The sequence below is a fragment of the Actinoalloteichus hymeniacidonis genome (assembly GCF_014203365.1).
GTDB lineage: Bacteria > Actinomycetota > Actinomycetes > Mycobacteriales > Pseudonocardiaceae > Actinoalloteichus_A > Actinoalloteichus_A hymeniacidonis.
In genome coordinates this window covers 672,882-699,473 of sequence record NZ_JACHIS010000001.1, presented here as the reverse complement: position 1 = coordinate 699,473, position 26,592 = coordinate 672,882, and the positions used below count along the sequence as shown (strand labels likewise).

The following is a 26,592-nucleotide window of genomic DNA, read 5'->3' as shown; positions in this document are numbered from 1 at the left end:
TCAGCCGTCCTCCCTGTCGGCGGGGCCCGGCTCCGAACCCCCGTCGGGCCGTGGCTCGGCCGTTGATTCCGAGGCGGACGTCCCCGTCGCCCCCGACTCGGCGGGCTTCGGCGCAGCAGGCTTCGACCCAGCAGGCTTCGACTCAGCGGGCTGCGCCGAGGTCGATGCCTGCATCGCCGCGACGTCCTCATCCGAGCCCAGCGCCAGGATCACCAGGCGCTGCAGGGCCAACACCTCGCCACGCACCTTCGCCAGGTGCGAGCTGTCCCGCAGGCCCAGCGCGTAGACGTAGAAGACCCGCTGGGCACGGTCGATCTGCAGGACGAACTTTCCGGGGCCCAGGGACACCAGGTTCGCCGCAGCCACCACCACGTGGTCGATGTCGGAGGGAACCGGGACGGAGATGATGGCCGCCTTGGTGCGCGGACCGAAGCGAACCGATTCCCAGGCAACCTGCAACGCCGAGGTCAGCAGGTCGGCCAACACCCACACCAGCAGGTACAGCAGTCGAAGCGGACGCAGGCGCAGCCTGGTCGCGATGGCGGGCATCGGGAAGGCGACGACCACCACGATCGCGACCGTCAGACCGGCCACCGCGGTGGGCACGTCCAGCGTTCCCCACAACAGCACCCACACCACGGCCAGCCAGATGATCAGCGGCAGCCGAAGCCAGGCGTGTCGGCGGGCCTTGCGCGTCACGGTCATCCCGCGTCCTCTCCCAGCACGGCGGTCACGTACGGCCCGCCGTCGAGCAGGTCCTCGGCGGCACGAGCACTGATCTCCGACAGCGGTCCGGCCAGCACCGCGATCAACACGCCGAAGACGACCATCGAGCCGGTGGCGACCACCATCGACTTCGAGGTCGATCCGGTGCCGATGATCAGCTCATCGGTGGGATCCGGGTCGGCGTGCGGGGCGCGTGCCTTGCCCCAGAACCCCAGCACCCAGATCTTGGCCATCGCGTACAGGGTGAGGAAGCTGGTCAGCACCGCCGCCGCCGTGGCGATGTAGGCGGTCGTGGTGCCGACCCCGACGCCACCCTGCAGCAACACCAGCTTGGCCACGAAGCCGGAGAACGGCGGGATGCCCGCCAGGCTCAGCGCAGGCAGGGCGAACAGCACGGCCACCAGCGGATACGCCTTCGCGATACCGCCCATCCTGCGAAGCGCCACCGTGCCGGTATGTCGGGTGAGCAGACCGCTGACCAGGAACAACGTCGCCTGCACCGTGATGTGGTGCACCACGTAGAGGATGACGCCCGCCAAGCCGATCACGTCGTAGAGCCCCAGGCCGAACAACATGTAACCGATGTGGCTGACCAGTAGGAAGGACAGCAATCGGTTGATGTCGTTCTGCGCTATCGCGCCCAGGGCGCCGATGATCATCGTGACCAGCGCGATGACCAGCATCAGCGTCCAGCCCTGATCATGATCGAAGATCAACGTCTGGGTGCGGATCAGGGCGTAGACCCCGACCTTGGTCAGCAGCCCGGCGAAGATCGCCGTGATCGGCGCGGGCGCCGTCGGGTAGCTGTCCGGCAGCCAGAAGTGCAGCGGCACCATCGCGGCCTTGATACCGAAGACCACGACCATCAGCAGCCCCAGGGCCGTCTGGATACCGGGCGGCAGATCACCGACGCGCCCGGCCAGGTCCGCCATGTTCACCGTTCCGGTAGCGGCGTAGACCAGACCGATCATCGTGATGAACAGCAGCGACGAGGTGAGGCTGACGATGATGTAGGTCATCCCGGCGCGTATCCGGGTTGCCGTGGTTCGCCGCACGATCAGCACGTACGAGGCCGCGAGCATGATCTCGAAGGCCACGAACAGGTTGAACAGGTCGCCGGTGAGGTAGGCCAGCGCCACACCCGCACACAGCACCAGGTACATCGGGTGGAACGCCGTACTGGAGGTGTCCCGACCGTAGTCGGTGATCCGCTGGCCGATCGAGAAGATCAACACCGCCAGCATGACCACCGCCGAGACCAACAGCAGCAACGCGGCGAGTCGGTCGGCGATCAGCGTGATGCCGAAGGGCGCGGCCCAGCCGCCCATCTGCAGTACGACCGGGCCCTCCCGGTCGGCGGTGACCAGCAGGAAACCGGCGTCCACGGCAATGAACGTCAGCACCAGCACGCCCAAGAGCCGCTGCAGGTTCGCGAAGCTGCCCAGAACCAGGGACAAAGCCGCCGCCAGCAGGGGAAGCAATACCGGCAGCGCTACGAGCACGTTCACCGAACGGCCTCCTCGTGGTCGTCGGTCTCGTTCTCGTCGTCGTCGTCCTCATCCTCGGCGAGGCGTTGTTGCAGCCGTCTGATTCGCCGGTCCTCGACGTCGTCACGCACTTCGTCGTGGCCCAGCAACACCGAGGATCGATAGGCCAGGGCGAGCAGGAAGGTGGACAGCGCGAAGGTGATCACGATGGCCGTCAATGCCATCGCCTGCGGCAGGGGGTCGGTCATCTCCTCGACCTCGACTCCGCCCAGGATGGGCGGCCTGCCGGGCGGGCCGCCCGCCGACTGGAGGAACAGGTTGGCGCCGTGGCCGATGATGACGATGCCGATGATGATCCTCATCAGCGAGCGCTGCAGCAGTAGGTAGAAGCCAGCCGAGTACAGCACGCCGAGAGTGATCGCCATCACGACATTGATCGGGCCGCCGGTCATCGCATCACCCTTCGGTTCCGCACCAGCTGTTCCTCGATGCCCGCGCCGAGAGTGCGCAAGAGGTCGATGACGACTCCGACGATCAACACGTACACCCCCACGTCGAGCAGGAGGCTGGTGACAAACTTCAGATGCCCGAGCACGGGCAGGTCGGTCTCGAAGGCGTAGCTCTCCAGCACGTGGCCACCGAAGAAGGTGGGGACCAGCGCGGACAACACCGCCAGGCTCAATCCCAGGCCGATGATCACCGGCGGCCGCAGCTTCACCGCCGCCCGCATCTCCAACGGGCCGCCCGCGATGTAGCGCAGGACGAAGGCCTGTCCGGCTACCAGACCGCCGGAGAATCCGCCGCCCGCCCGGTTGTGCCCCGCGAAGAGCAGGTAGAGCGAGAGCACGAGAACCGTGGGGAACAGCAGCCGGACCGCGACCTCCAGGAGCACCGACCGTTCTCGGCCGTCGCGGGAATCGCCCGCGAGCAGCCATTGCTCGCGTGGCGTGTCCCAGTCCTCCCAGGACGGGAGCCTGCCGATCGTCATGGTGCCTCCTCGTCGTTGGTCCGCTTGGACTCCTCGTTCGAGGGCGCACCGTCCGCGCCGGTCTCGCCACGCTGCCCACGGCTGCCGTCGGTGCTCTCGGTTGCGCTCTTGGCACCGAGTTCGTCGCCGCCTGCCCCACCGCTGCGGCCGCCCGGCGCGGCCAACACCGTCTGCTCCTCGACCTCCACGGGCGAGGGAGTCCTGGTACGGCGTACCGCGAGGATCAGGCTGGCCACGCCGGTCGCCGCGACCGCGAGGACGGTGATCTCCCCGACGGTGTCGAACGCTCGGAAGTCGACCAGGATCGCGTTGACCACGTTGGTGGCGTTCGCACCGTCCTCGGCCCGGGAGATGAACTCCTCGCTGGAGGTCGGCGGCGCCTGTCGAGCACCGGAGAAGATCACGGTTGCGACGGCCACGAAGGCACCGGCCGCCACCGAGATCACCACCTTGGGCCACCGGAGTCGTTTCGCCGACTCGATCTGGGTGAAGCGCGCGGGCAGCTTACGCAAGACGAAGACGAAGGCGACCAGCGTCAGCGTCTCGACCAGGAATTGGGCCAAGGCCAGGTCGGGCCCGCCGTCGACGACGAACAAGGCACCGATGGCGTAACCGATCCCGCCGGTCAACAACACCGCGGTCAGCCGCTGGCGCACCATCGTCAAGGCGATCGCACCCACACACACCAACACCGCAAGCGGTACCTGCGCCGCCGAGTGCCACAGCTGCTGCTCGCCGAGGAACGAGGTGCCGGTCAGCACCGCCGTCCCCGGGATGAACAGCATCGTGAGCAGGATGATGCCCAGGTAGGTCGGCAGCGAACCGACCTGCAATCGCCCGGTCACGCCGTAGGACAGCACCTCCAAGGAGAGCACCGATCGGTCGTAGAAGGTCTGGGCGTGCAGGAAATGCGGCAGCTTGGGCGCGGGCTTGTCGGCCGTCCGCTCCCGAAACCACCAGACACCGAGGCCGAGGACCACGACCACCGCCGACAACAACAGCGGCAGGTTGAACCCGTGCCACAACGCCAGGTGATAGGCCTCGCCGTCCGAGGGGAAGCCCGCCGCGTACGGCGCCACCAGCGTCTCCACCGGCGCGGGCCACAGTCCGAGGACCAGGCCGGCCAACGCGGGGATCGCGGCGGGCAGCACCAGGCCCATCGAGGGAGCGGGCGCCACGCTGGGTGTCACGCCCGGCTTGTCGCCGAACGCGCCCCAGACCAGACGGATGCTGTAGGCGACGGTGAGCACCGAGCCCAGGACCAGACCGATCAGCACCAGCACACCCCGGGCCCCGCCCTGGTGAGCGAAGGCCTCGAACGCCGCTTCCTTGCCGATGAAGCCGAGCAACGGCGGAATACCGGCCATCGAGCCCGCCGCGATGACGGCCAACGCGGCCAGCCCCGGGAATCGTCGGCCCAAGCCAGACAGCTTTCGAATGTCCCGAGTGCCCGCCTGGTGGTCGACGATGCCCACCACCAGGAACAGCGCCGCCTTGAACAATCCGTGCGCCAGGAGCATCGTGACGCCCGCGATCGCGGCGATGTAGGTGCCACCGCCGGTGAGCACCATCAGGAAGCCGAGCTGGCTCACGGTTCCATAGGCCAGCATCGTCTTGAGGTCGTGCTGGTAGAGCGCTCGGACACCGCCGATGAGCATCGTCGCTATACCGATCACCGCGATCGGCAGCCACCACGAGGTCAGGCCGCCGAAGGCCGGGGCCAGCCGCGCGACCAGGTAGACGCCCGCCTTGACCATGGACGCCGCGTGCAGGTAGGCGCTGACCGGCGTCGGCGCGACCATCGCGCCGGGCAGCCAGGGGTGGAAGGGCATCTGCGCCGACTTGGTGAACGCGCCGACGAGGACCAGCACCACGGCGACGCTGACCCCGGTGCCGCTCGGCGGGTCGGCGACGATCTCGGAGATGCGGAAGGTGCCCGCCGCGTGGCCGAGCATGATGACGCCCATCAGCATCGTCAGGCCGCCGAACACGGTGACCAACAGGGCCTGCACCGAGGAGCGACGCATCTTCTTGCCGACGCCGTCCTGCCCGACCAGCAGGAAGGAGCAGACCGTCGTCAGCTCCCAGAAGATGTAGAGGCTGATGAGGTCGTCCGCGACGACCAGGCCGAACATGGCCCCCGCGAAGGCGAGCAGCAGGGCGGAGGTCCGCCCGATCCCCTCGCCGTGGGAGCCGAAGTAATAGACGCAGTAGGCGAGGATCAGCGCACCCAGCCCGGAGACCAGGAAGATCATCAACATCGAGAGGACGTCGAGCCGCAGCACCATCTCGAGCCCGATACTGGGCGCCCACGAGAAGGTCTGGACGACGGGCTCGTCCGCCAGCACCGAGGAGAGTCGACTCAACGACCACGCCAGGGTCAGGGCGGGCAGAACCGCCGCGACCGCGAAGGCCCAGCGGCCGAGTCGACGCACCAAGAGCGGCAGTAGGGCCGCGAGTACGAGGTGCGCAGTCACCAACAGGAGCACACGAACTCCCTCCTACGCGGCGCTGCCGCCTGGCCGAGTTCGCTCATCGCTCCTCCGTGACTCGGGTGGATCGCCTGGTCACGACCCACGCAGGCATGGGGCATGGCGGACTGTCAGGTCCGTCTGGCACTACGCGGGACAACGGAAATCCTACGGTCGTCCGAGCACCCTTCTTGCATCGGCACGGCGCAGAGGCGCCGATCTCGGTAGATCGACGCCGTTGTGAGGTCCTGGTGAAACCCGCCGTTCCGAGGCCGTGAACCCGCCGGCCGATACATCTCTGGGCACACTTACGGCACGGTTGACCTGTGATGACAATGAATCCGGCCGTCGAGTGCGATCAGAAGACCTCGGAGGGAACGTAGGTTCCCCAGACGGAACGCAGAGCGTGACACACTTCACCGACGGTGGCCCGCGCAACCAACGCTCGCTTCATGGGGTAGAGCACGTTGCCGGTCCCCTTCGCGGTCTCGACCAACTCGGCCAGCGCGGCGGTCACCTCCGCGTCGTCCCGCTCGGCACGCAGGGCAGCCAGCCGAGCCGCCTGGGCCTCCTCGATGGTGGGGTCCACCCGAAGCGGCTCGTAGGGCTCCTCGACGTCCACGGTGAAACGGTTGAGCCCCACCACGACCCGTTCGCCGCCGTCGATCTCGCGCGAGTTCTGGTACGCGGTCTCCTCGATCTCCGACTTCTGGAAGCCCTGCTCGATCGCGGCCACCGCACCGCCGCGCTCCTCCACCTTCGACATCAACGCCAGCGCGGCCGCCTCGACCTCGTCGGTCATCGCCTCCACGGTGTAGGAGCCCGCGAAGGGGTCGACGGTCGCGGTGAGATCGCTCTCGAAGGCGATCACCTGTTGGGTACGCAACGCCAGCCGGGCGGCCTTCTCGGTGGGCAGCGCGATGGCCTCGTCGTAGGAATTGGTGTGCAACGACTGAGTACCGCCGAAAACGGCGGCCAAGGCCTGGATCGTCACGCGAACCATGTTGACCTCGGGTTGTTGCGCGGTGAGCTGCACGCCGGCGGTCTGGGTGTGGAACCGCAGCATCAGCGACTTCGGATTCGTGGCGCCGAACTCCTCTTTCATCACCTTTGCCCAGATTCGGCGGGCCGCCCGGAATTTCGCGACCTCCTCCAACAACGAGGTCCTGGAGACGAAGAAGAACGCCAACCTCGGTGCGAAGGCGTCGACCGACAGCCCCGCCGCGATGGCGCCTCGGACGTACTCGATGCCGTTGGCCAGGGTGAACGCGATCTCCTGCGCGGGCGTGGCCCCGGCCTCGGCCATGTGATAGCCGGAGATCGAAATGGTGTTCCACTTCGGCAGCACGTCGTTGCAGTAGGCGAAGATATCGGTGATCAGCCGCAGCGAATGGGCAGGCGGGTAGATGTAGGTGCCGCGGGCGATGTATTCCTTGAGCACGTCGTTCTGAATCGTCCCGGTCAGTTTCGCCGGATCGACACCCTGCTCCTCGGCCACGATCTGATAGAGCAGCAGCAGCACGCTCGCGGGCGCATTGATGGTCATGGACGTGGAGACCTCGCCCAACGGGATTCCGTTGAACAACGTCCGCATGTCCTCGACCGAGTCGATCGCCACGCCGACCTTGCCGACCTCGCCGTGCGCGATGTACTCGTCCGAGTCGTAGCCCATCTGAGTCGGGAGATCGAAGGCGACCGAGAGCCCGTTGGTGCCGGCCTTGATCAATTGGTGGTACCGGGCGTTGGACTCGGTCGCGGTGCCGAAGCCCGCGTACTGCCGCATCGTCCACGGGCGCTGGGTGTACATCGTGGGGTAGACGCCCCTGGTGAACGGGTACTTCCCCGGTTCCCCGACGCGCTCGGGCGGTGCCGCCGCCTCGGCATCGACGTCATCGGGCCGATATACCGACCGGACCTCGAAACCGGATTCTGCCCGCCGCGCCCCGCCCATCATGGAAACCTTTCTCTCGAATGTCGCCGTCGAGATCCCAGGATCCAGGTATCGCGCGAGGCCCCGTGCCGCGCACCCTGGCAGCCTTCATGGAGTCTCGGGTGTGTCCCGCGACCGATCGGTCCGCAATTCGCGGCCGCGTGACGTACAACGTAGAGGTCTGGAGTCGATGGGAGAAGGTCTCGGTGTCCACGCGTAAGACCCCGCGTTCCGACCATGGGCGCTTGATCGCGGGACGCTACCGCCTGCATCAGCTCATCGGCCAAGGGGCGATGGGCACCGTCTGGGCCGCCTACGACGAGTTCCTGCACCGCCAGGTGGCGGTCAAGGAGGTGCTTCTGCCACCCGGGATCCCGCAGGCCGAGGCCGATGAGATGCGGGAACGCACCATGCGGGAGGCCAGGGCCAACGCGATCCTCTCGCACCCCAACGTGGTCACCCTCTTCGATGTCGCGCGGCAGGACGGCGAGCCGTTCGTCGTCATGGAACTGGTGCCGTCGAACAGCCTCGGCGAGGTCTTGGACCGACACGGTCCACTCGATCAGGCACAGGCGGCGTGGGTCGCCGATTCGGTAGCGGCCGCGTTGGAGGCGGCGCACCGCGCGGGCATCACCCACCGCGATGTGAAACCGCGCAACGTCCTGGTCGGGCGGGACGGACAGATCAAGCTCACCGACTTCGGCATCGCCCGCAACGTCGCGGAGAACACCCTCACGGCGACCGGCCTGATGTTGGGCACCCCGAGCTACATCGCGCCCGAGGTCGCCTCCGGCGGCGCGGTGACGACCTCGGCGGATCTGTGGGCCCTGGGCGCCACCCTGTACGCGGCGGTGGAGGGTCACGCCCCCTACTCGGCTGACGCCGATCCGGTGGCCACCGTCTTCCAGGTGGTGCACGGTGCCGTGCCCCAGCCGACCTGCGGTGGCCCGCTCGCCCCACTGATCAGCGGGTTGATGGTCAAGGACGTCGCGCTGCGGTTGCCGCTGTCCGAGGTCCGCCAACGACTGCAACCGCTGCTCCCCGAGTCGCCTGCGAGCATCTCCGCGCTGCTGGAGATCGACGAGATCGCAGGCGAGACGACGACGGACCGCTCACCGGACTCGACGGATCGGCCCGGGTTCCGCGAGCGGGCTCCGTGGGAGACCGGACGCGGCGGCCACTCCGGGCGGGCCGCGCAGGACGACACGGCCGAATCGGAGACGGTGGTCATCCGTCGGCTCGACAACACCCATCCGGCGGGCGACGCAGGCGCGGACGCTCCGTTGGCCCATGATCCAGGCCCGCTGCCCTTCGGCACCGCCCGGCCGGAATCGGTGCCCCCGCCGCCGAGCGGCGTGCCCCGGACGAACACCGGTGCGCGTCGGCGCACCCGAGGACGCGGCAGCAGGCTGGCGACCTTGCTGCTGGCCGTCCCGCTGTTCCTGGGCGCGGCCGCCGGGGGATTCGCGATCGCCCGGACCGTCGGCGGGGAGGCGATCCTGCCGTCGACGACCCAGGAGCACCGGACCGACGGGGCCGAGGACTTCTCCGGCGAACTGCAGTATCAACAGCGCACCGGTACCGCGACCGACTCCGACCCGTCCCAGGGAATCTCCGGGCGCTACTCACTGGACATCCCACGCGGATGGGTCGCGTTCCACGAACAGGGCAGGGCGGAGCTGGGGCCCGATATCCGACACCGGTATCTGGCGGAGGACGGCAGCAGGATGATCTCCGTGCAGCGGCTCATCGACTTCTACCCGGACGGGCGTGTGGCCGACTACATCGACACGCTCAGCCAGCCCTGGTCCAGCAGCGGTGAGCTGCTGATGCTCGGCGCCACCACATCCCCCGCCCCGCCGGGCGGGATCGAGCCGGACCAATCCATCAGCTACCGGCGGGTGGAGGTCGGGCTGACCAGCAACGCCGATCAACGCGAGATCCGACGCAGCACCTTCGCCAACCTGCTGCCCAGGGGCGACGACCTGTGGGTGGTGTCGGTGACGGTGCCCACCGAGACCGAGGGCGCGGGCAGCCGGATCTACGAACACGTCTCGGAGAGCTTCCAGGTGCGGTGACCCAGCCGCGCCTTCACCTGCCGCCGCGCCTGTACGGGAACCAACCGGCCACCACAGCCGGGGTTGGCCCACGATCCGACCGAGTCGCTCTAAGCTCCACGACGTGACCGGCAACGACTCCGAACATCCTCTGACGATCGCCCACGCCGCGAATCCGGCGGCGACGACCGCACCGCTGACCGGGTCGGGTATCAGCGACCCGACGGCGCTGGCCAGTACCGCAGCGGCCCTACTGGCCGAATTGACCGGCCTGCTGCACCACGACCTGGCCATCGTGCTCGGCTCCGGCTGGCGACCCGCCGCCGACGTGCTCGGTGACCCCACCGCCGAGATCCCGATGAGCGACCTACCCGGCTTCGCCGCCCCCAGTGTGGCGGGGCACGGCGGCACCATCCGGTCCGTGGAGGTCGATGGCAAGCATGTTCTCGTGTTGCTGGGCCGCATCCACCTCTACGAGGGCTTGGGCGTCGCTCCCGTCGTGCACGGCGTCCGGACCGCCACCGCAGCCGGCTGTCAGACGGTGGTGCTGACCAACGCGGCAGGCGGACTGCGCGACGGCATGCGGGTCGGCCAGCCGGTGGTGATCGGCGACCACCTGAACATGACCGCCGCCTCCCCGCTGGTCGGACCCCGGTTCGTCGACTGCACCGACCTGTACTCGCCTCGGCTGCGGGCGCTGGCCAAGGAGATCGACCCGTCGCTGACCGAGGGCGTCTACGCAGGCATGCCGGGGCCGCAGTACGAGACACCGGCCGAGATCGGGATGCTGCGCACGCTGGGCGCCGACCTGGTGGGTATGTCGACGGTGCTCGAGGCGATCGCCGCCAGGGCGGCGGGTGCCGAGGTCTTCGGGCTGTCGTTGGTGACGAATCTGGCGGCCGGGATCACCGGCGAGGCCCTGAACCACGAGGAGGTCGTGGAAGCGGGCAAGCAGGCGGCCGAGGAGCTGGGCGCGTTGTTGCGCTCGCTGGTGGTCCGCCTGTGAGCGCCTTGCGGCCACAGGATCGGGATGCGGCCTTCCGTTGGATGGCCGACGATGTCGATCCGACGGCGAAGCTGGAACTACAGCGTGTGGTGGCAGGCGCGATGGGCGGCGACGAGTCCGCGCGCGCCGAGCTGGCGGACCGGATGGCGGGCACCCTGACCTTCGGCACCGCCGGGTTGCGCGGCCCGCTTCGGGCGGGGCCCAACGGGATGAACCGCGCGGTGGTCGTGCGGGCCACGGCGGGTCTGGCCGCCTGGCTGGTCAAGCAGGGCCATGGCGGCGGCATCGTGGTGGTCGGCCGGGATGCCCGGCACGGCTCTGCGGAGTTCGCCCAGGATGCGGCCGATGTGTTCGCCTCGGCGGGTTTCGATGCCAGGGTGCTGCCTCGGCCGTTGCCCACGCCCGTGCTGGCCTATGCGGTTCGGTCCTTGGGCGCGGTGGCGGGCGTCCAGGTGACCGCGTCGCACAACCCGCCGCAGGACAACGGGTACAAGGTCTACCTCGGCGACGGAACCCAGATCGTGCCGCCCGCCGATCGGCAGATCGAGGCCGAGATCGAGGCGGTCGGCGCGGCGATCTCGGTGTCGCGCACCACGCCCGCTCGGACGGTGCTCGACGAATCGCTCGTCCAGGATTATCTCGCGGCGGCTGCGGCAGTGGTTCGGCCCGCCGCGCCGGGATCGGGGCCGGTCGATCGATCAGCGCTGCGGATCGCGGCCACCCCGTTGCACGGTGTCGGCGGCGAACCGCTGGTGGCCGCGTTGCGGGGCGCGGGATTCACCGACGTCCGGTTGGTCCAGTCCCAGGCGGCGCCCGATCCGGAGTTCCCGACGGTGGGTTTCCCCAACCCGGAGGAGCCCGGGACCGTGGACGAGCTGCTGGCGCTGGCTGCCGAGAGCTCGGCCGATCTGGCCGTGGCGCTGGATCCGGACGCGGACCGCTGTGCCCTCGGCGCACGCGGCCGGGACGGCGTCTGGCGGATGCTGCGTGGCGATGAGACCGGGGTGCTGCTCGCGCACCACCTGTTGTCCACCCTGGACCGCGGTCGACATCCCGATCCCCTGGTGGCCACGACCATCGTGTCGTCCTCGCTGCTCAAGGCGATGGCCGCCGAACACGGTGTGCGGTACGACGAGACGCTGACCGGCTTCAAATGGCTGGTGCGGGCGGGCGACGGCTCGGGAACGGGTCTGGTCTACGCCTACGAGGAGGCGCTCGGGCATTGCGTGGCGCCGGATTCGGTGCGGGACAAGGACGGCATCTCGGCGGCCGTGTTGGCGGCCGATCTGGTGGCCGGGCTGCGTGCCACCGGCCGCGATGTGTGGGACGTGCTCGACGAGCTGGCTGGCAGGCACGGCGTGCACCTCACCGAGGGACTCTCGCTGCGCCTCACCGAGGTCTCGGCGGGCGCCAGGTTGATGCGTGCGCTGCGCGCCGAACCGCCGACCACGCTCGCGGGGGTCGCCGTCGAGATGGAGGACCTGTCACCCCGCTCCGATGTGCTGGTGTTGCGCGGCGCTGGACTGCGGGTGGTGGTGCGACCCTCCGGAACGGAGCCGAAACTCAAGGCATATCTGGAGATCGTCGAGCAGGTCGCCGACTCGGCCGATCAGGACACCGACCCGACCGGGCAGGCCCCGGACGCGGAGCGATCGGCCCCCTCGGCACCGGCCATCGCCGCCGCGCGGCAACGCGCCTCGGATCGGCTCGCTGGGTTGCGCACCGAGGTCGCGGCGCTGCTCGCCTGACGCCGTCGTGCGGCGCCCGAGATGATCGGGCGCCGCACACCCCGGTGGTTCAGCCTTCGAGCAGGCCCATGCCGATCTCGGGGTAGCGCTCCCCCGCGACCCGATCGCTGGGCAGCGCCCGTTCGATGCGGGCCAGTTCCTCGGCGCTCAGCTCGATGCCGACGGCCGCGATGTTCTCGGTCAGGTAGCGCCGCCGCTTGGTTCCCGGGATGGGCACGACGTCCGGTCCCCGATGCTGTACCCAGGCCAGCGCGAGCTGACCTGCGGTGACCGCGCGTTCGGCGGCCAGCGTCTGCAGCTCGCGCACCAGGGCGAGATTGTGGGCGAGGTTCTCCTCCGACATCCGGGGCTGGCCGGTGCGGAAGTCGCCCGGATCGAAGTCGGCGGTCCCGGTGAACCGACCGGTCAGGAAACCCCTGCCCAGCGGCGAATACGGCACCAGTCCGATGCCGAGCTCGCGGCAGGTCGGCACCACCTCGGCCTCGATGTCCCGCGACCACAGCGACCATTCCGATTGCACCGCCGCGATCGGGTGCACGGCGTGGGCGCGGCGGATGGTGGCCGCACTCGCCTCGGACAGGCCGAGGTGGCGCACCTTGCCCTCGGCGACCAACTCGGCCATCGCCCCGACCGTGTCCTCGATCGGCACCTTCGGGTCGACGCGGTGCTGGTAGTACAGGTCGATGTGCTCGACGCCGAGCCTGCGCAACGATGCCTCGCAGGCGCTGCGGACATAGCTCGGACTGCCGTCGACGCCTCTGGCCAGCGGGTCCGCGCTTCGAATCATGCCGAATTTCGTGGCCAGCACGACCCGATCCCGCCGATCGGCGATGGCGGTGCCGACGAGGCGTTCGTTGGTGTGTGGCCCGTACATGTCGGCGGTGTCCAACAAGGTGACGCCCTGCTCGATCGCCTGATGGATCGTGGCAATCGATTCGGCGTCATCGGTCTGGCCGTAGAACTCGCTCATTCCCATGCAGCCGAGTCCCTGTGCCGAGACCGGCAGGGAGCCCAACACTCGCGTGGGCAGCGTGGTCTCCGTCATGCGGTCGCCTCCTGAACCTGCTGGGCCGAATCCTCGTCGCGGGTTATCCGCTCATAGTTCTCGATCTTGAAATCGAGTGCCGCCGCGCACGCGCGCAGTTCCTCGATCCGGGCGCCGACGTCGCGTCGGTGGTCGGCGAGGATCTGCCTGCGGCGAGCCGCGGTGGCCGTACCGCCATGACGCAGTCGGGCGTACTCGCGCATCAACCGGATCGGCATCCCGGTGGTACGCAACCGGGTCAGGAAGGTCAGCCAGCGGAAATCGTCGTCGGAATAGGCTCGCCGCCCGGCGGTGTCCCGTGCCGGTGGGTCGACCAGACCGATGCGTTCGTAGTAGCGCAGGGTGTCGATCGACAGCCCGCTATGCGCTGCCGCCTGGGCGATCGAGTAACTCACGCCGGTGACAGTAAGAGCTGGAGTGCACTCCAGCACAAGTCTTCCGTCCATTCGGACCAAGCGGGATCACGATCACGGCCGCACTGCTCGGCCGACGTCGAGCCGACCGGGCCTGCCTGCGGTTTCACCGCTGGCAATCACCGAGAAGACCACGGGAACCCGTTGGGCTGACGGCAGGCGGAACCGGTCACGCACCGAGTACTGCCGGTTATCCTCGAATGATGGCCCGGCCCCGAGTTCATGACGATCAGTTGCGGCTGCGACTACTCGATCAGGCTGGCGAGCTGATCTCGGCTCACGGCCAGGGCGGCTTAAGTCTGCGCAGACTCGCCGCACAGTCCGGCACCTCGACCACGGCGGTCTACTCGTTGTTCGGCAGCAAGGCCGCGGTACTGCGGGCGGTCTACATCGAGGCCTTCCACCGGCTGCGCGCCAGGCTGGAAGCCGTCCCGCTCTCCGGCGATCCGTTGGCGGACCTGCTGGAACTCGGCTTGGCCTATCGCCGCAGCGCGCTGGCGAATCCGCATCTGTACGCGGTCATGTTCCATCGCGGCGGCGCCGTCGAACTCGAACCGGACGAGGCCACGGCTGCGGCAGCGGCGGCGGCGATGCGGCCCCTGGCCGAGACCGTGGCCCGAGGTATCGCCGCCGGACTGCTGTTGGACCGCCCGGCCGAGGAGATCACCTACGCCTGCTGGGCACAGGTGCACGGCATGGTCTCACTGGAGTTGGACGAGGCCATCCCGGCCGGAGTGTCCTCGGATCGGAGCTATCCCGAGGCACTGCGCGCCACCATTCGAGGCTGGCATCCGAACGCGGGCGCCTGACCAGACATCGGCGGATGCCTGGTCAGGCGAGGCGTTGATCAGCAGGGACCGAGGTCGGTCCACACGCCCCATTCGCCGGTGGTTCCCGGGGTCTCGCCCTGCGTCCACCACTTGGCGCGCCACTGGTGTCCGTCGTAGGAGACGGTCGCACCCCCGACATAGGCGGTGGCCGGATCCCAGGCGGCTACCGTGCAGTCACCGGGCTCACCCGGATCTCCCGGGTCACCGGGGTCACCGGGCTCGCCGGGCGGGTTCGGCCCGATCGGCAGTTCGTCGTCCAGCGCCGCGATCAGCTCGCCGTCGGGGGTGTCCCCGTCCAACGACCAGATCATCGCCCCGGACAGGCCGCGTTCCTTGACGTACTGGGCCTTGCGGGTCATCTCGGTCGCATCGTCGTAGGTCCAGAAGGTGTTGCCGTCGAAGAGCCAGGCCTGGCCGGTCTGCTCATCACGGTGCAGCGTGAAGTTCCCCGCCGACGCCTTGATCACCTCGTAGTCCTGGATGCCTGCCTCGTACCGACCGGGCGCGGGTCCGGCGGCGGGCTGGTGCAGGCCGTCGCCGCCACCGGTCACCCCGGTCCAACCCCGGCTGTAGAAGGGAACGCCGAGGACGAGCTTGTCGGCGGGCGCGCCTTCGGCGAGCCACTTGTCGACCACGATCTCACCGGAGACCTGGAGCGGTCCCGGTTCGTTGTCGCCGAGGAACAGCCCGGACTGGTGGTTGGTCGTGGGGTCCCAGGCGCCGTGGTAGTCGTAGCCCTGCAGGGTGCCGAAGGAGAGTTCCTCGAAGACAGCGGGCACGTCGTAGCCGAGGTCGACCTTCTCCGGGTCGGCAGGCAGGAACGCGCTGAGCTCGTACTCCTTGCCGTGCTCCTCGCCGACGGCGTCGAGCTGACTACGCCATTCCTGCAGCAGCAGGGTGAAGTTCTCCCGGTCCTCGGGGCGGATCACGTTGCCGACCTCACCCTCGGAGCCCGGCCATTCCCAGTCGAGGTCGATGCCGTCGAAGACGCCCAATGCCGAGCCGGGGCCGCCCTGGGGCTCGCCGCCCATGACCGGCATGTTGCCCCGGATCCACATGTCGATGCACGACTCCACGTGCGCGCGCCGGGATTCCGCCGTGGCGGCCGCGTTGGAGAAGTACTTCGACCAGGTCCAGCCGCCGAAGGAGATCTGCACCCGCAGGTGCGGGTACTTCTCCTTGAGCTGGCGGAGCTGGTTGAGGTTGCCGGCCAACGGCTGGTCGTAGGTGTCGGCCACCCCGCTCACGCTCTGCTCGGCGGTGTAGCGACGCTGGTAGTCCGCCCAGGCGTCACCGACGCCCGCCTGGTTGGCCTGGAAGCACTCGCCCTGCTCGGTGATGTTGCCGAACGAGTAGTTGATGTGCGTGAGCGCGGCTGCGGATCCGGAGGTGTCGATGTCCTTGACCAGGTAGTTCCGGTCGTAGACGCCCCACTGGGTGAAGTAACCGATCTTGCGGTATCCCTCTTGGCGGGGTTCGACTTCCTGCTGAGTCTGGGCCGTGGGCTCGGCCGGGCTTTCCTGGGCGATCACCGGGACGGCCGTGGCGCCGGCCACCAGGAGAGCGGCGGCGGCAAGTGTGGGCAGTTGCCATCGACGTCGAGGTCTGGACATGGACACTCCTCGCGATTCATACCGGCTGGAACCGAGGACGCCTGGAGCGGGAGAAGGTCGCCCGACCAGTCGGGTGCGCTCCTCGGTCGACGGGGATGCAGAGGTGTTGCGCCGAGCGCGTTCGCGCAGCCGCTCGACCGGAAGACGCGTGCGATGCTCACGGATCGATGGAAGGACAATGTGGTTCAGACCATTTGATGTCAAGGTCTAGACCATGCCTGCCACCCGATCGGCCTAGCGTCCACATCGGACGTATGCCGGGCCGGATTCCCCGGTCGCGATACCGAAACCAAGAGAGATCTAGGTCACTCTCGTGAACCCGCGACGCCTATGATGACGTCCAAGACGCGATCACATGAATTCTGTCCGCAATCAGTCTGCAGGCAATCCATTCGATCGATTCGACCTGGACCGCCGGCCAGGAATTATCGACGGCAACCGCAGCCGAGCGCGTTATCCCCATCGGACTTTGAACGAGATTCGATCAACCCAAGGCATCGTCGAGAAGGCTCGACACCGACGAGCCCGGCGGCCCGCCGAAGAACGGTTGCGGACTGCTTCCGGGAAGCGACTTCGAGACAAAGAGGCACCCGGACTCCTCGGACAACGGCGGATCGATCTGGCGGGAGTGCGACTAAAGATGACGACGATCGACGATAGGGCCGACCAGCCCGCCATAGTCGACCAGGGACGGGTCACACTCCCCGAGTCCACCGCGGCAATGGATACGCGAACTCGGGTTATCGAACTTCAGCGGATTCGCGAGCGTATCCGGGAGGGGCCGAGCGCCAAGGCGACCGAGGGGCAGCGCGCCCGTCGCAAACTGTTGGTGCACGAGCGTATCGAACTCCTGCTCGACCCGGACTCCTTCGTCGAGATCGAGGGTATGCGCAAGCATCGCGCCACCGGCTTCGGCATGCAGGAGCGCAAACCGCCGGGCGACGGGGTGCTGACCGGCTGGGGCACCGTCCATGGCCGCACGGTCTTCGTCTATGCCCACGACTTCCGCGTCTTCGGCGGCTCGCTGGGCGAGGCGCACGCGGCGAAGATCCACAAGGTGATGGACCTGGCCGAAGCGGCGGGAGCCCCGCTGATCAGCCTCAACGACGGTGCAGGCGCCCGCATCCAGGAAGGCGTCACCGCGCTGGCGGGCTATGGCGGGATCTTCCGACGCAACGTGCGTGCCTCCGGGGTGATCCCGCAGATCAGCGTCATGCTGGGTCCCTGCGCGGGCGGCGCGGCCTACTCCCCGGCGCTGACGGACTTCGTCTTCATGGTCCGCGATATCGCGCAGATGTTCGTCACCGGACCCGACGTGGTGGAGGCGGTGACGGGAGAACGCGTCAGTCACGACGGGCTCGGTGGTGCCGACGTCCATGCGGCCAGCGGGGTCGCGACCTTCGTGCACGATGACGAGGAGAGCTGTCTGGCCGACGTGCGCTACCTGGTGTCCCTACTGCCCTCGAACAATCGGGAGCCCGCGCCCCGGGTGCAGTGTCCCGACCGCGCCGATCGCCCCTCGGAGGCACTGCTCGATGTGGTCTCGGCCGATCCCACCAGGGCGTACGACATCCGTGATGTGATAGTCGAGCTTGTCGACGACGGCGAATACCTGGAGCTGCACGAGTCGTGGGCCACCAGCATCGTCTGCGCGTTGGCCAGGATCGATGGGGAGACCGTCGGCCTGATCGCCAATCAACCGCGATCGCTGGCAGGCGCGCTGACCATCGCCTCCTCGGAGAAGGGCGCCCGGTTCGTCCAGCTCTGCGATGCCTTCAACATCCCGCTGATCACGCTCGTCGACGTGCCGGGGTTCCTACCGGGGACCGATCAGGAACACGGCGGGATCATCCGCCATGGCGCGAAGCTGCTCTACGCCTACTGCAATGCCACGGTGCCTCGGATCCAGGTGATCCTGCGCAAGGCCTACGGCGGCGCCTACATCGTGATGGACTCGCGGTCGATCGGATCGGATCTGTCGTTCGCCTGGCCCACCAACGAGATCGCGGTGATGGGCGCCGAGGGCGCGGCCAATGTCATCTTCCGCAAGGAGATCGCTGCGGCCACCGACCCGGCCGCCGTGCGGGCCGCCCGTGTCGACGAGTACCGGGAACAGCTGATGCATCCGTACTACGCGGCAGAACGCGGTCTGGTCGACGATGTGATCGCACCGCAGGAAACCCGATCCATCCTCGCCAGGTCACTGCGAATGCTGCGCGGAAAGCAGGCGGAGTTCGCCGATCGCAAGCATGGAAACCCGCCGGTATGAGCACATTGTCCGAATTCGCCAGTTCGTCGACCGCCATGGATTCGATCCGCATCACGGGCGGAGCCGACGAACACGAGATCGCGGCGGTGATCGCCGTCCTGCATCGACTGACGAACCTGGGCGCGATCGCGAGTGCCACCGAGAATGCGCCGCAGTCGAGGTCACGCCCATGGTCGCCCCGGCACGCACGTTACCGTCCGCCCGCCGCGTGGCGACCGTCCACTACGCACCGTCCTAACCCGTGAGAAAGCGCAGTAAGAACCCGATATCGACTCCAAAGCTATGCCCGATCGCGTCACCGGCAACAGATTCCACTTTCTCCGTCGCGTCCTCCCGATCAAGGTCTAGACTGAAAACTGGAATTGCCCGATGCCGACCACGACTGAAGGCAGGGATTCTCGACATGGTTCCGGTCTCGCGAACCAGCACATATTACCGACCAGTAAACACAATTGACCCGCTGCCGGATCGCGAGCACCCAGTACCGAGGTTTCTGATGGGGGTCAGATGAGTAACTCTACCTACGCGTTACCGCCGGCGGCCAGTATCCAACCGCCGCCTGCCAACCGAGACATGCAACAACGTATCGATATTGTCGACGAGTTCGAGTTCAGACTCGGGGTAAGCGAGATCTCGCGTACGACCGACCCCGGCTTCTGGCCGCAGGTTCGGGCGCAGGTCTCCATGATTCTCGACGACTGCCTGGCCAAGATCTCCGATCCCGACTTCGTGCCGAGTCAGGAGACCAGGGCCGCCGCGAACGACTTCGGCTCCGAGGTGGCCAAGCGCAGCGTTCGGCCCAACGATGTCCTCGACGCGGGCTCGGTGCTCTTCGAGCTCGTCTCGGAGAGCTTCCTGCAGGACGCCGGGCCCACGGCCGCCCCGCGCAGGCTCGTCGAGATGCTGCGGATCCTGGAACGGACGATCTCCGAGCACGTGACGGCGATCCTCGACGGCTACGAACGCAACCTGCTCGAACGCGCGGCGCACTCCAAGGCCGAGGACTGGCGAAGGCTCGCCAGGGACATCCACGACTGGGTCGGCAACAGCGTCAGCCTGGTCGCCCGCAACCTCGACCTCTATCAGTTGGAGCAGTCCAGGGGCGACGAGCCGAGCACCGATCGGATCGTCCGAGCCAGGGCGGCGGTCGACGACGTGCTGGAGGCGACGCGGCGAGTGATCTCCGACCTGCGTCACCAGGAGCCCGCGACCTGTATCAGTCACGCGCTCAGCCGGTTCGTCGAAGCGGCCAAGCCCGAGCGCACCCGATCGCACATCGTCGTTCGGGGCGAGGAGGCGCAATTGCCGCTGGATCATCGCGATGCCCTCTTCGTGATGCTCCGCGAGTGCCTGCGCAACACCATTCGTCATGCGGACGCCGAGAACGTGGCGGTCTCCGTCGACATCGAACCCAAGTCGGTCCGGGCCATCGTCATCGACGACGGTGTCGGTTTCGACGTCGACGCGGTGCATCGGGCTGGCCTGGCCTACGGGCTGGACTCGATGCGCGAGCGGGCCGCGCTCCTCGGGGGCAAGGCGACCATCACCAGCGCCCCCGACAGCGGCACCACGGTCGAGATCTCGTTGCCGCTAGGAGTCGTCGATGGCTGCCGCAACTGACACCATCCGCATCCTGCTCGTCGACGACCACACCCTGCTCCGGGAGGCGGTCCGCGACGTCCTGCTCACCGAGGACGACTTCACCGTCGTCGGCGAGGCAGGCGATGGCGCGACCGCGGTGGGGTTGGCCGCGACGACGAAGCCCCACGTGGTGCTGCTGGATGTCGAGATGCCGCGCAGCAAACCGCTCGAGACCGTCGAACGCCTACTGCAGGTGGCCCCGAAAGCCAGGGTGATCGTGCTGAGCATGTACGACGATCCCCAGTTGGTCCGCGAGATGCTGGGCCTGGGCATCGCAGGCTACCTGCACAAGAGCATCGGCCAGCGCGATCTGATCAACGCGATCCGCAGCGCCGGAACCGGCGAGGGGCAGGTCACCGTGTCGGTGTCCCGGGAGGCGCTGGCGCTGTCCGGGGCCAACGCCGAGGTGTCCGGTCCGCTGTCGAGCCGAGAGATCGAGGTGCTGGCCCTGGTGTCGGAGGCGATGAGCAACCGACAGATCGCGGGCAAGCTCTCCATCACGGAGGGCACCGTGAAACGCCATCTACGCAACATCTTCGCCAAGCTCGGTGCGATGTCCCGTATCGACGCGGTGAACAAGGCCGTGGATCTCGCCCTGATCCGCAAACGGTACTGACCACCAGCCCCCCATCGGTCTGGTGCATCGATCGCCAGCCGGCGTCGCGCCCCCCCGGCGCCGCCGGTGCTTCCCCGAACAGGATCGCCGGGTGTCCGCTCCCCCGATTCCTGATCTCGCACACCATTCCTCGGGCACCCTGGACAACGTCGGTCCACGGCAGGCCCCTCGCGCCGAACTCGAGATCCGGTGCCGCCCGTCGGAAGCCGGTCGGCGGGCCGTCGGGCGCATGCACGCCGACGACCCGCCGCAGACTCCCCGGTTCAGGCGGCCTCGCGAATCACCGCGCAGCCCAGGTTCCCGTCCGGTCCCACCGAGGTCACGACACCGACCCTCGGCCGCTCGGCGGGTTCCCGCCGCCACAGGGCCAGCAGCGCGGCGACCTGGAGCGCCCCGCTGGCGCTGAAACACTCGCCGACGACGTCGGCCACCCGGATCCGCTCGGCTCGTTCGCCGAGCACCTCGGTGACCGCCCGTTCCTCCACCCGCCGCAGCGTGGGACTGCCCACCGCACCCAACGACACGACGTCCACCTCGTCGGGAGTCAGGCCGCTGCGGGTCAAGGCCCGGTCGAGCAGCGTGCGAAGCACTCGGGTGGGGATGGTTCTGCTGCCCGGAGCCGCGAAACCGACCTCGCAGGCCAGTAGTTGGGCGATCGCGGAGTCCCGGTCCTGTTCGACCTCGGACACCATCAGCAGGGCAGCGCCCTCGCCCAACGGCACGTCCGAGGGCACCACCGAGGTCCGATGCCAGCCCCAGGCGAGTTGCGGGCTGAGTTCCTCCACGCCACCGACGAGCAGCCGACCGGCGCGTTTCCTACCGATGGCGACCCTGGCGTACCGCAGGGCGTGCAGGCTGGACAGCTGGCCTGCGGCCAACGTGGCGTTGACCCCCTGCAGCGAGTTGCGGATGGCGATCTGCCCCGCACAGCTGTTCATCACCGTGTTCGGGAACCGCGAGGGGTTGACCAGGTACGGCTTCTCCTCGATCAGGGTGTCGCGCCCGATCTCGGCCTGGGTGCGGAGACTGCCCGCCGCGGTGCCGATGGCGACGCCGACGTCGGGCTGGTCGTCCTCGGCCACCGGGCCGGTCTCGTCGAGCAGCTGCTTGGCGGTGATCAGCCCGAGCAGCGTCAACCGGTCCAGGTTCCGGGTTCCCCGGCGGCCGAGGAACTCGGCCACCCGCAAGTCGGCGATGGTGCGCACCGGCCGAGGTGGGAAGTCCTCCTCGGTGCTCCGCTCCGCCGAGGTGCCCTCCACAGCGGACGCGGTGGCGCGATCCGCTGTACGCAGTCGATCGCCGAGCACCTCGATGCCGAATCCCGCGGCGCTGACCGCCGAGCAGGCGGTGATCGTCAACGGTTCCACCGTGCTCGCGGCGGTCATCACAGCCTCCCGAAGATGGTGATGGCGTTGTTGCCGCCGAAGGCGAACCCGTGGTTCTGCGCGATGCGCACCGGTTCCTCCCTGGCCACCCCGGGCAGCGGGTCGATTCCCCTACCCAGCGCCGGGTCGATCCGCTGCAGGTTCGCGGTCGGCGGCAGGAAACCCTCGTGCACGGCGAGGCAGCAGATCAGCGCGCCGAAGCCGCTGGCGGCTCCCATCGTGTGGCCGATGCTGGATTTGATCGAGCTGATCGGCGGCAGCGTCTCGCCGAACACCTTGCGGGCGGCGCTGACCTCGGTGCTGTCGTTGGTCGCCGTTCCGGTGCCGTGCGCACAGATGTAGTCGATGTCCTCCGGCGTGACACCGGCCGAGTCGTGGGCGAGCCGGATGCACTCGGCGATCCGCTCCGAATCCGGGTTCACCATGTGCCGGGCGTCGCAGTTCATCCCGTAACCGAGGACCTCGGCGTAGATGCGAGCACCCCTGGCCTGGGCGTGCTCCAACGGTTCCAAGAGTAGGGCCACGCCGCCCTCGCCGGTGATGATCCCGGAGCGGTCGACGTCGAACGGCCTGCACACGCCGTCGGTGCTCAACGCCCCGAGGCGATAGAACCCGGCGTGGGTGGACCGGTTCACCGCATCGGCGCCGCCCGCGATCATGAAGTCGGCCTCGCCGGTGCGCACCAGGTCGTAGGCGTAGCCGATGGCGAAGTTGCTCGCCGAGCACGCCGTTCCGAGGGTGACCGCATCGCCGGTGAGTCCGAGCTCGCTGTTGACGGCATTGGCGATCTGGCTGGCCAAGGCCTGCGGAACGATCCGGCCGTCGATGCTCTTGAGCCCGTCGGCCACCCATTGGCCGACCAACTGCCCGATCGGCACCGATTCGCCGCCGGTGGTGCCGATGATGGAGCCTGCGGCCGAGGCGGCCAGCTCGTCGGGATCCAGGCCGGAGTCGCCGACGGCCTGGCGGGCGGCGGCCGCGGCCAACAGGCTGGACCGCCCCCATTGCTCGACGTCGAGATTGCGGATGAGCGCCGTGGGATCGAAGTCGGGCACCTCGGCGGCGATCGTGGCGGGGAATCCCGTGCTGTCGAAGGAATTGATCGGTCTGAAGCCGTTGCGCCCGGCGCGGATGCCCGCCGCGAAGACATCGGCTCCGGTCCCGATGCTGCTCACGGCGCCGAGGCCGGTGACGACGACTCGACGCGGCATCGGCTCAGGCATTGTCGGCCTGTCCGATCCCGTAGCGGTCGACGGCCGAGAAGACCAGGCCGAGGGTGCTCAGATTCGGCAGCTCGTCGCGGGGAATGACCACCCCGAGTTCCTTCTCGATCCTGGCGACCACGGTGATCAGTGACAGCGAGTCGGCATCGAAGTCGTCCACCAGATGCCCCGACTCGGTGAGCTCGGACGGGTCCAGCTCTAATTCGTTGGCGATAATCTCGCGGATCTTGTCGCGTACTCCGTCAGCGATTCCCTGCGTCATTTCCTGATTCCTGTCTCTCGATTCGAGCGATTCCGATGGCACTCCTGCCAGCGACGATCGGCGGGGTCGACGGCCATCGGCGCCCGTCAAACCGCATCCTCCCGGCGATCTGGGATCGATGCTACGAATGTTTCAACCACCTCGACAAGTGGTTTCAAAGTGGCACGTCGAATTATTGTTCGGGCTCTGACCAGGCTTTGATCGCTGGCTGAACGGGCTTTGATCAGACTATTCAAGAATGGTGTTCCACCACATCGAATCGCCGACACCCGTGATGTCTCCCATCCCGGAGCAGGGCGCGAAAGGAGCCGGAACCGCGATGACGACGCCTGTCTTGTCCACCAGCACGGCGCCGCCCGGTCTCGATGCCGCCGAACTCAGCTTCACCAAGACCATCGATCGGGGTCTGGTGCACCGGAGTTCGGTGTCCGAGGTGTTCGTGACCGACCTACACCAGGCCGGTGAGTTGGCCTTCGCCGCCGCCGCGCAACTACCGTTGACGCACTCCTACTACAACGACCACGTCGCCCGGCCTGCGATGGTGGATCCGCTGCTCATCGTGGAGTGCGCGCGCCAAGCGGGGATCTACGGGGCGCATCTGTCCGGGGTGCCCATGCGGACCGCGATGTTGGTGAACAGCTTCACCCTGCGGCTGGACGATCCGACCGAGTTGATCATGTCCCGGCGGCCGGTCGAACTACGGATCGACAGTGTCATGGCCGCCACCCGGGTGCGCGGCGGCGTGCTGCGCCAGGGACACGCCGAGCAGCGGTTCACCATCGGCGGGCGCCCGGTCGGCAGCCAGGTGATGGAGATCCAGATGCTCTCCCACCACGAACACGACGCCCTGCGGCATCTGCAACGGGGCAATCCCGCGCCGAGCACGGCGGACATGACCGGCGGCCCCTATCCGAATTCGGTGGCGCCGGGTCTGGTCGGCCGGGTGCATCCGATGAACGTCGTGCTCGCCGACGTCCGATACGGCGCCGACGAGGTTCGGGCGGTGATGGCGCCCTGGTACGAGAACCGGGCGCTGTTCGACCACGACTACGACCACCTGCCCGCCATGACCCTCACCGAGGGCGCGCGCCAGCTGGCGCTGCTGTCGGTCCGCGAATCGGGAGCGACCGAGGCGGCCGGATTCCCGCCGGTGGTGGGGATCGCCGCGACGTTCCACCGATTCGCCGAACTCGACGCACCGGTCCACGCGACGACCGCCACCGAGCCCGCAGCCGAGGCAGGCGCGCTGACCAGGACGGTCGTCTTCACCCAGGACGGGATCACGATCGCCACGATCTCGATCTCGCTCGCCATGCCCGCGTCGATCGGAGAACGACGATGACCGAGCCCACCCGTACCGTCGACGCAGTCTGGACCGATTTCGGCGGCGTGCTGACCCCGCCGGTATCCGAGACGATGGCTGCCTTCTGCCGCAAGAAGAATCTGGACCCCGCCCCGTTGGGTCGGGCCATCTGGAAGGTCACCCAGAGCTACGGCACCACCGACATCATGGAGCCGCTGGACACCCCGCTGGTCAGCGAACGGGACTGGCTCCGCCAGGTGACCGACGCGATGTTCGAGGACACGGGCATCCGCGTCGAGATCACCTCGATGGGCGAGGACTGGTTCGACGGCCGAGCCGTCAACGAGCCGTGGTTGGCAGCGCTGCGCAAGGTTCGGGAGCGCGGGATCTTCGTCGGGATGCTCTCCAACATGCCGCCCGCCTGGGATGTCCATTGGCGAGCGATGGTCCCGCCCGAGGACCTGTTCGACGATGTCGTGCTGTCCTTCGAGGCAGGGCTGCGCAAGCCGGTCCGGGAGATCTTCGATCTCGCCACCTCGACCTCCGGCATCGAACCCGAGCGCAGCGTCTTCATCGACGACCTGGCCGTGAACTGCGCGGGCGCGCAGGACGCGGGCTGGCATTCGATCCACTTCCAGGACACCGACGAGGCCATCCGTGCACTGGAGGCGCTGACGACGGCGCCGGTCACCACGTCGTGACATCGGACAGCACGCCAGGAGCCATGCCCGCGCCACGCAGGCAGGCGGACCGCACGGCGAAAGCAGGCGCTTCCGGGCGAAGCCGGGCGCCGGAGAACCCGAACCGAGAGAGGAGCACGAGGTGAGCCGTTCGGTACTGGTCACCGGAGGCAATCGAGGCATCGGCGCGGCGATCGCGACGGCCTTCGTCGAGGGCGGTGACAAGGTCGCGGTCACCTACCGCTCCGGGGAACCACCGGAGGGTGTGTTCGGTGTTCGCTGCGATGTCACCGACACGGCCTCCGTCGAGGCCGCGGTCGACGAGGTCCGCAGCCAGCAGGGCCCGGTCGAGGTGTTGGTGGCCAATGCGGGCATCGCCAGGGACGCCCTGTTCCTCGGAATGGCGGAACAGGAGTTCGCCGACGTCATCGACACCAACCTGATGGGTTCGGTGCGCGCGGTCAAGGCCGTCGTCACCGACATGGTCCGCGCCCGGTGGGGCCGGATCATCCTGGTCGGATCCACCACCGCGTTCTGGGGCGGCGCAGGCGTGACGAACTACGCCTCGTCGAAGTCCGCCCTGGTGGGACTGGCCCGCTCGCTGGCCTGGGAACTAGGTCCGCGCAAGATCACCGTGAACGTCGTCTACCCCGGACTCATCGAGACCGAGATGATCAGCTCGATGAGCGCCAAGAGCCGTGAGCACGTGCTGGCGAACACGCCGTTGAAACGTGTCGGCACCCCGCAGGAGGTGGCGACCGCAGTCCGATTCCTCGCCGATGACGGCGCCGGGTACATCACCGGCGCCCTCGTGCCGGTCAGCGGCGGGAATGGGATGGGGCACTGACCCCGCAGGGCGGAGGCGGCTTACCCCAGAGGCCGCCTCCGTCCGTCTTTTA

22 protein-coding genes are annotated in these 26,592 nt (G+C 68.1%); 10 read left to right on the top strand and 12 right to left on the bottom strand.

The annotated features are described in order from the left end of the window. The 6 genes from BKA25_RS03240 to BKA25_RS03215 all read right to left on the bottom strand — a co-directional run bounded on the left by BKA25_RS03240 (position 1) and on the right by BKA25_RS03215 (position 7,623). Positions 1-705, bottom strand: a complete 705-nt coding sequence (locus tag BKA25_RS03240) for a Na+/H+ antiporter subunit E (RefSeq protein WP_069852246.1) — start codon at positions 703-705, stop codon at positions 1-3. Beyond that, positions 702-2,234, bottom strand: a complete 1,533-nt coding sequence (locus BKA25_RS03235; protein ID WP_069852248.1) for a Na+/H+ antiporter subunit D — start codon at positions 2,232-2,234, stop codon at positions 702-704. The genes BKA25_RS03240 and BKA25_RS03235 overlap by 4 nt, the downstream gene beginning before the upstream one ends. After that, on the bottom strand, positions 2,231-2,665 hold the full coding sequence (locus BKA25_RS03230) for a Na(+)/H(+) antiporter subunit C (protein ID WP_069852250.1): 435 nt from the start codon (positions 2,663-2,665) through the stop codon (positions 2,231-2,233). The genes BKA25_RS03235 and BKA25_RS03230 overlap by 4 nt, the downstream gene beginning before the upstream one ends. Further along, complete coding sequence (locus BKA25_RS03225) at positions 2,662-3,201, bottom strand: MnhB domain-containing protein (RefSeq protein WP_069852252.1); 540 nt, start codon at positions 3,199-3,201, stop codon at positions 2,662-2,664. The genes BKA25_RS03230 and BKA25_RS03225 overlap by 4 nt, the downstream gene beginning before the upstream one ends. Further along, positions 3,198-5,690 carry a hydrogen gas-evolving membrane-bound hydrogenase subunit E gene (mbhE, locus tag BKA25_RS03220; RefSeq protein WP_069852254.1) on the bottom strand — a complete coding sequence of 831 codons (2,493 nt, stop codon included), beginning with the start codon at positions 5,688-5,690 and terminating at the stop codon, positions 3,198-3,200. Before mbhE ends, BKA25_RS03225 begins: the two co-directional genes overlap by 4 nt. A gap of 340 nt (positions 5,691-6,030) precedes the next feature. Then, positions 6,031-7,623, bottom strand: coding sequence for an acyl-CoA mutase large subunit family protein (locus BKA25_RS03215; protein ID WP_069854082.1), 1,593 nt, complete (start codon positions 7,621-7,623; stop codon positions 6,031-6,033). Between the two features lie 224 nt (positions 7,624-7,847). Here BKA25_RS03215 and BKA25_RS03210 point away from each other — a divergent pair, with 224 nt between their 5' ends. The 3 genes from BKA25_RS03210 to BKA25_RS03200 all read left to right on the top strand — a co-directional run bounded on the left by BKA25_RS03210 (position 7,848) and on the right by BKA25_RS03200 (position 12,413). Then, positions 7,848-9,680, top strand: coding sequence for a serine/threonine-protein kinase (locus BKA25_RS03210; RefSeq protein ID WP_069854083.1), 1,833 nt, complete (start codon positions 7,848-7,850; stop codon positions 9,678-9,680). Between the two features lie 208 nt (positions 9,681-9,888). After that, positions 9,889-10,665 carry a purine-nucleoside phosphorylase gene (locus BKA25_RS03205; protein ID WP_157421455.1) on the top strand — a complete coding sequence of 259 codons (777 nt, stop codon included), beginning with the start codon at positions 9,889-9,891 and terminating at the stop codon, positions 10,663-10,665. 41 nt (positions 10,666-10,706) lie between these two features. Beyond that, positions 10,707-12,413 (top strand): phospho-sugar mutase, encoded by a 1,707-nt coding sequence (locus BKA25_RS03200; protein WP_069854085.1) that lies wholly within the window; start codon positions 10,707-10,709, stop codon positions 12,411-12,413. Between the two features lie 49 nt (positions 12,414-12,462). Here BKA25_RS03200 and BKA25_RS03195 read toward each other — a convergent pair whose 3' ends face one another. Beyond that, positions 12,463-13,458 carry an aldo/keto reductase gene (locus BKA25_RS03195; RefSeq protein ID WP_069852256.1) on the bottom strand — a complete coding sequence of 332 codons (996 nt, stop codon included), beginning with the start codon at positions 13,456-13,458 and terminating at the stop codon, positions 12,463-12,465. Next, positions 13,455-13,853 (bottom strand): MerR family transcriptional regulator, encoded by a 399-nt coding sequence (locus tag BKA25_RS03190; RefSeq protein ID WP_069852258.1) that lies wholly within the window; start codon positions 13,851-13,853, stop codon positions 13,455-13,457. The genes BKA25_RS03195 and BKA25_RS03190 overlap by 4 nt, the downstream gene beginning before the upstream one ends. Before the next feature lie 221 nt (positions 13,854-14,074). On the opposite strand from BKA25_RS03190, the gene BKA25_RS03185 reads away from it, so the two are divergent. After that, positions 14,075-14,680 carry a TetR/AcrR family transcriptional regulator gene (locus tag BKA25_RS03185; protein ID WP_069854086.1) on the top strand — a complete coding sequence of 202 codons (606 nt, stop codon included), beginning with the start codon at positions 14,075-14,077 and terminating at the stop codon, positions 14,678-14,680. Between the two features lie 38 nt (positions 14,681-14,718). Here BKA25_RS03185 and BKA25_RS03180 read toward each other — a convergent pair whose 3' ends face one another. Continuing rightward, positions 14,719-16,314 (bottom strand): glycosyl hydrolase family 18 protein, encoded by a 1,596-nt coding sequence (locus BKA25_RS03180; protein WP_069852259.1) that lies wholly within the window; start codon positions 16,312-16,314, stop codon positions 14,719-14,721. 721 nt (positions 16,315-17,035) lie between these two features. Between BKA25_RS03180 and BKA25_RS03175 the strand changes: the two genes are divergently transcribed. The 3 genes from BKA25_RS03175 (at position 17,036) to BKA25_RS03165 (ending at position 20,840) form a co-directional block, all read left to right on the top strand. Continuing rightward, on the top strand, positions 17,036-18,583 hold the full coding sequence (locus BKA25_RS03175) for an acyl-CoA carboxylase subunit beta (protein WP_069854087.1): 1,548 nt from the start codon (positions 17,036-17,038) through the stop codon (positions 18,581-18,583). A 507-nt stretch (positions 18,584-19,090) separates the two neighbouring features. Continuing rightward, positions 19,091-20,203, top strand: coding sequence for a sensor histidine kinase (locus tag BKA25_RS03170; RefSeq protein WP_084643393.1), 1,113 nt, complete (start codon positions 19,091-19,093; stop codon positions 20,201-20,203). Then, entirely contained in the window at positions 20,187-20,840 is a 654-nt protein-coding gene (locus tag BKA25_RS03165) for a response regulator (RefSeq protein ID WP_069852265.1), read from the top strand. The genes BKA25_RS03170 and BKA25_RS03165 overlap by 17 nt, the downstream gene beginning before the upstream one ends. A 263-nt stretch (positions 20,841-21,103) precedes the next feature. Here BKA25_RS03165 and BKA25_RS03160 read toward each other — a convergent pair whose 3' ends face one another. The 3 genes from BKA25_RS03160 to BKA25_RS03150 are packed head-to-tail and all read right to left on the bottom strand — an operon-like array spanning position 21,104 to position 23,710. Beyond that, on the bottom strand, positions 21,104-22,225 hold the full coding sequence (locus BKA25_RS03160; RefSeq protein ID WP_069854088.1) for a beta-ketoacyl synthase N-terminal-like domain-containing protein: 1,122 nt from the start codon (positions 22,223-22,225) through the stop codon (positions 21,104-21,106). Continuing rightward, complete coding sequence (locus BKA25_RS03155) at positions 22,225-23,448, bottom strand: beta-ketoacyl-[acyl-carrier-protein] synthase family protein (protein WP_069852267.1); 1,224 nt, start codon at positions 23,446-23,448, stop codon at positions 22,225-22,227. The genes BKA25_RS03160 and BKA25_RS03155 overlap by 1 nt, the downstream gene beginning before the upstream one ends. Then, positions 23,441-23,710 (bottom strand): acyl carrier protein, encoded by a 270-nt coding sequence (locus BKA25_RS03150; protein WP_069852268.1) that lies wholly within the window; start codon positions 23,708-23,710, stop codon positions 23,441-23,443. The genes BKA25_RS03155 and BKA25_RS03150 overlap by 8 nt, the downstream gene beginning before the upstream one ends. A 319-nt stretch (positions 23,711-24,029) precedes the next feature. Between BKA25_RS03150 and BKA25_RS03145 the strand changes: the two genes are divergently transcribed. From BKA25_RS03145 to BKA25_RS03135, 3 genes are all read left to right on the top strand, one after another. Further along, positions 24,030-25,052 (top strand): AfsA-related hotdog domain-containing protein, encoded by a 1,023-nt coding sequence (locus tag BKA25_RS03145; RefSeq protein WP_172803865.1) that lies wholly within the window; start codon positions 24,030-24,032, stop codon positions 25,050-25,052. Beyond that, positions 25,049-25,714, top strand: a complete 666-nt coding sequence (locus tag BKA25_RS03140) for an HAD family hydrolase (RefSeq protein ID WP_069852272.1) — start codon at positions 25,049-25,051, stop codon at positions 25,712-25,714. The genes BKA25_RS03145 and BKA25_RS03140 overlap by 4 nt, the downstream gene beginning before the upstream one ends. A gap of 121 nt (positions 25,715-25,835) precedes the next feature. Continuing rightward, positions 25,836-26,540, top strand: coding sequence for an SDR family oxidoreductase (locus tag BKA25_RS03135; RefSeq protein WP_069852274.1), 705 nt, complete (start codon positions 25,836-25,838; stop codon positions 26,538-26,540). The last annotated feature ends 52 nt before the right edge of the window (positions 26,541-26,592 follow it).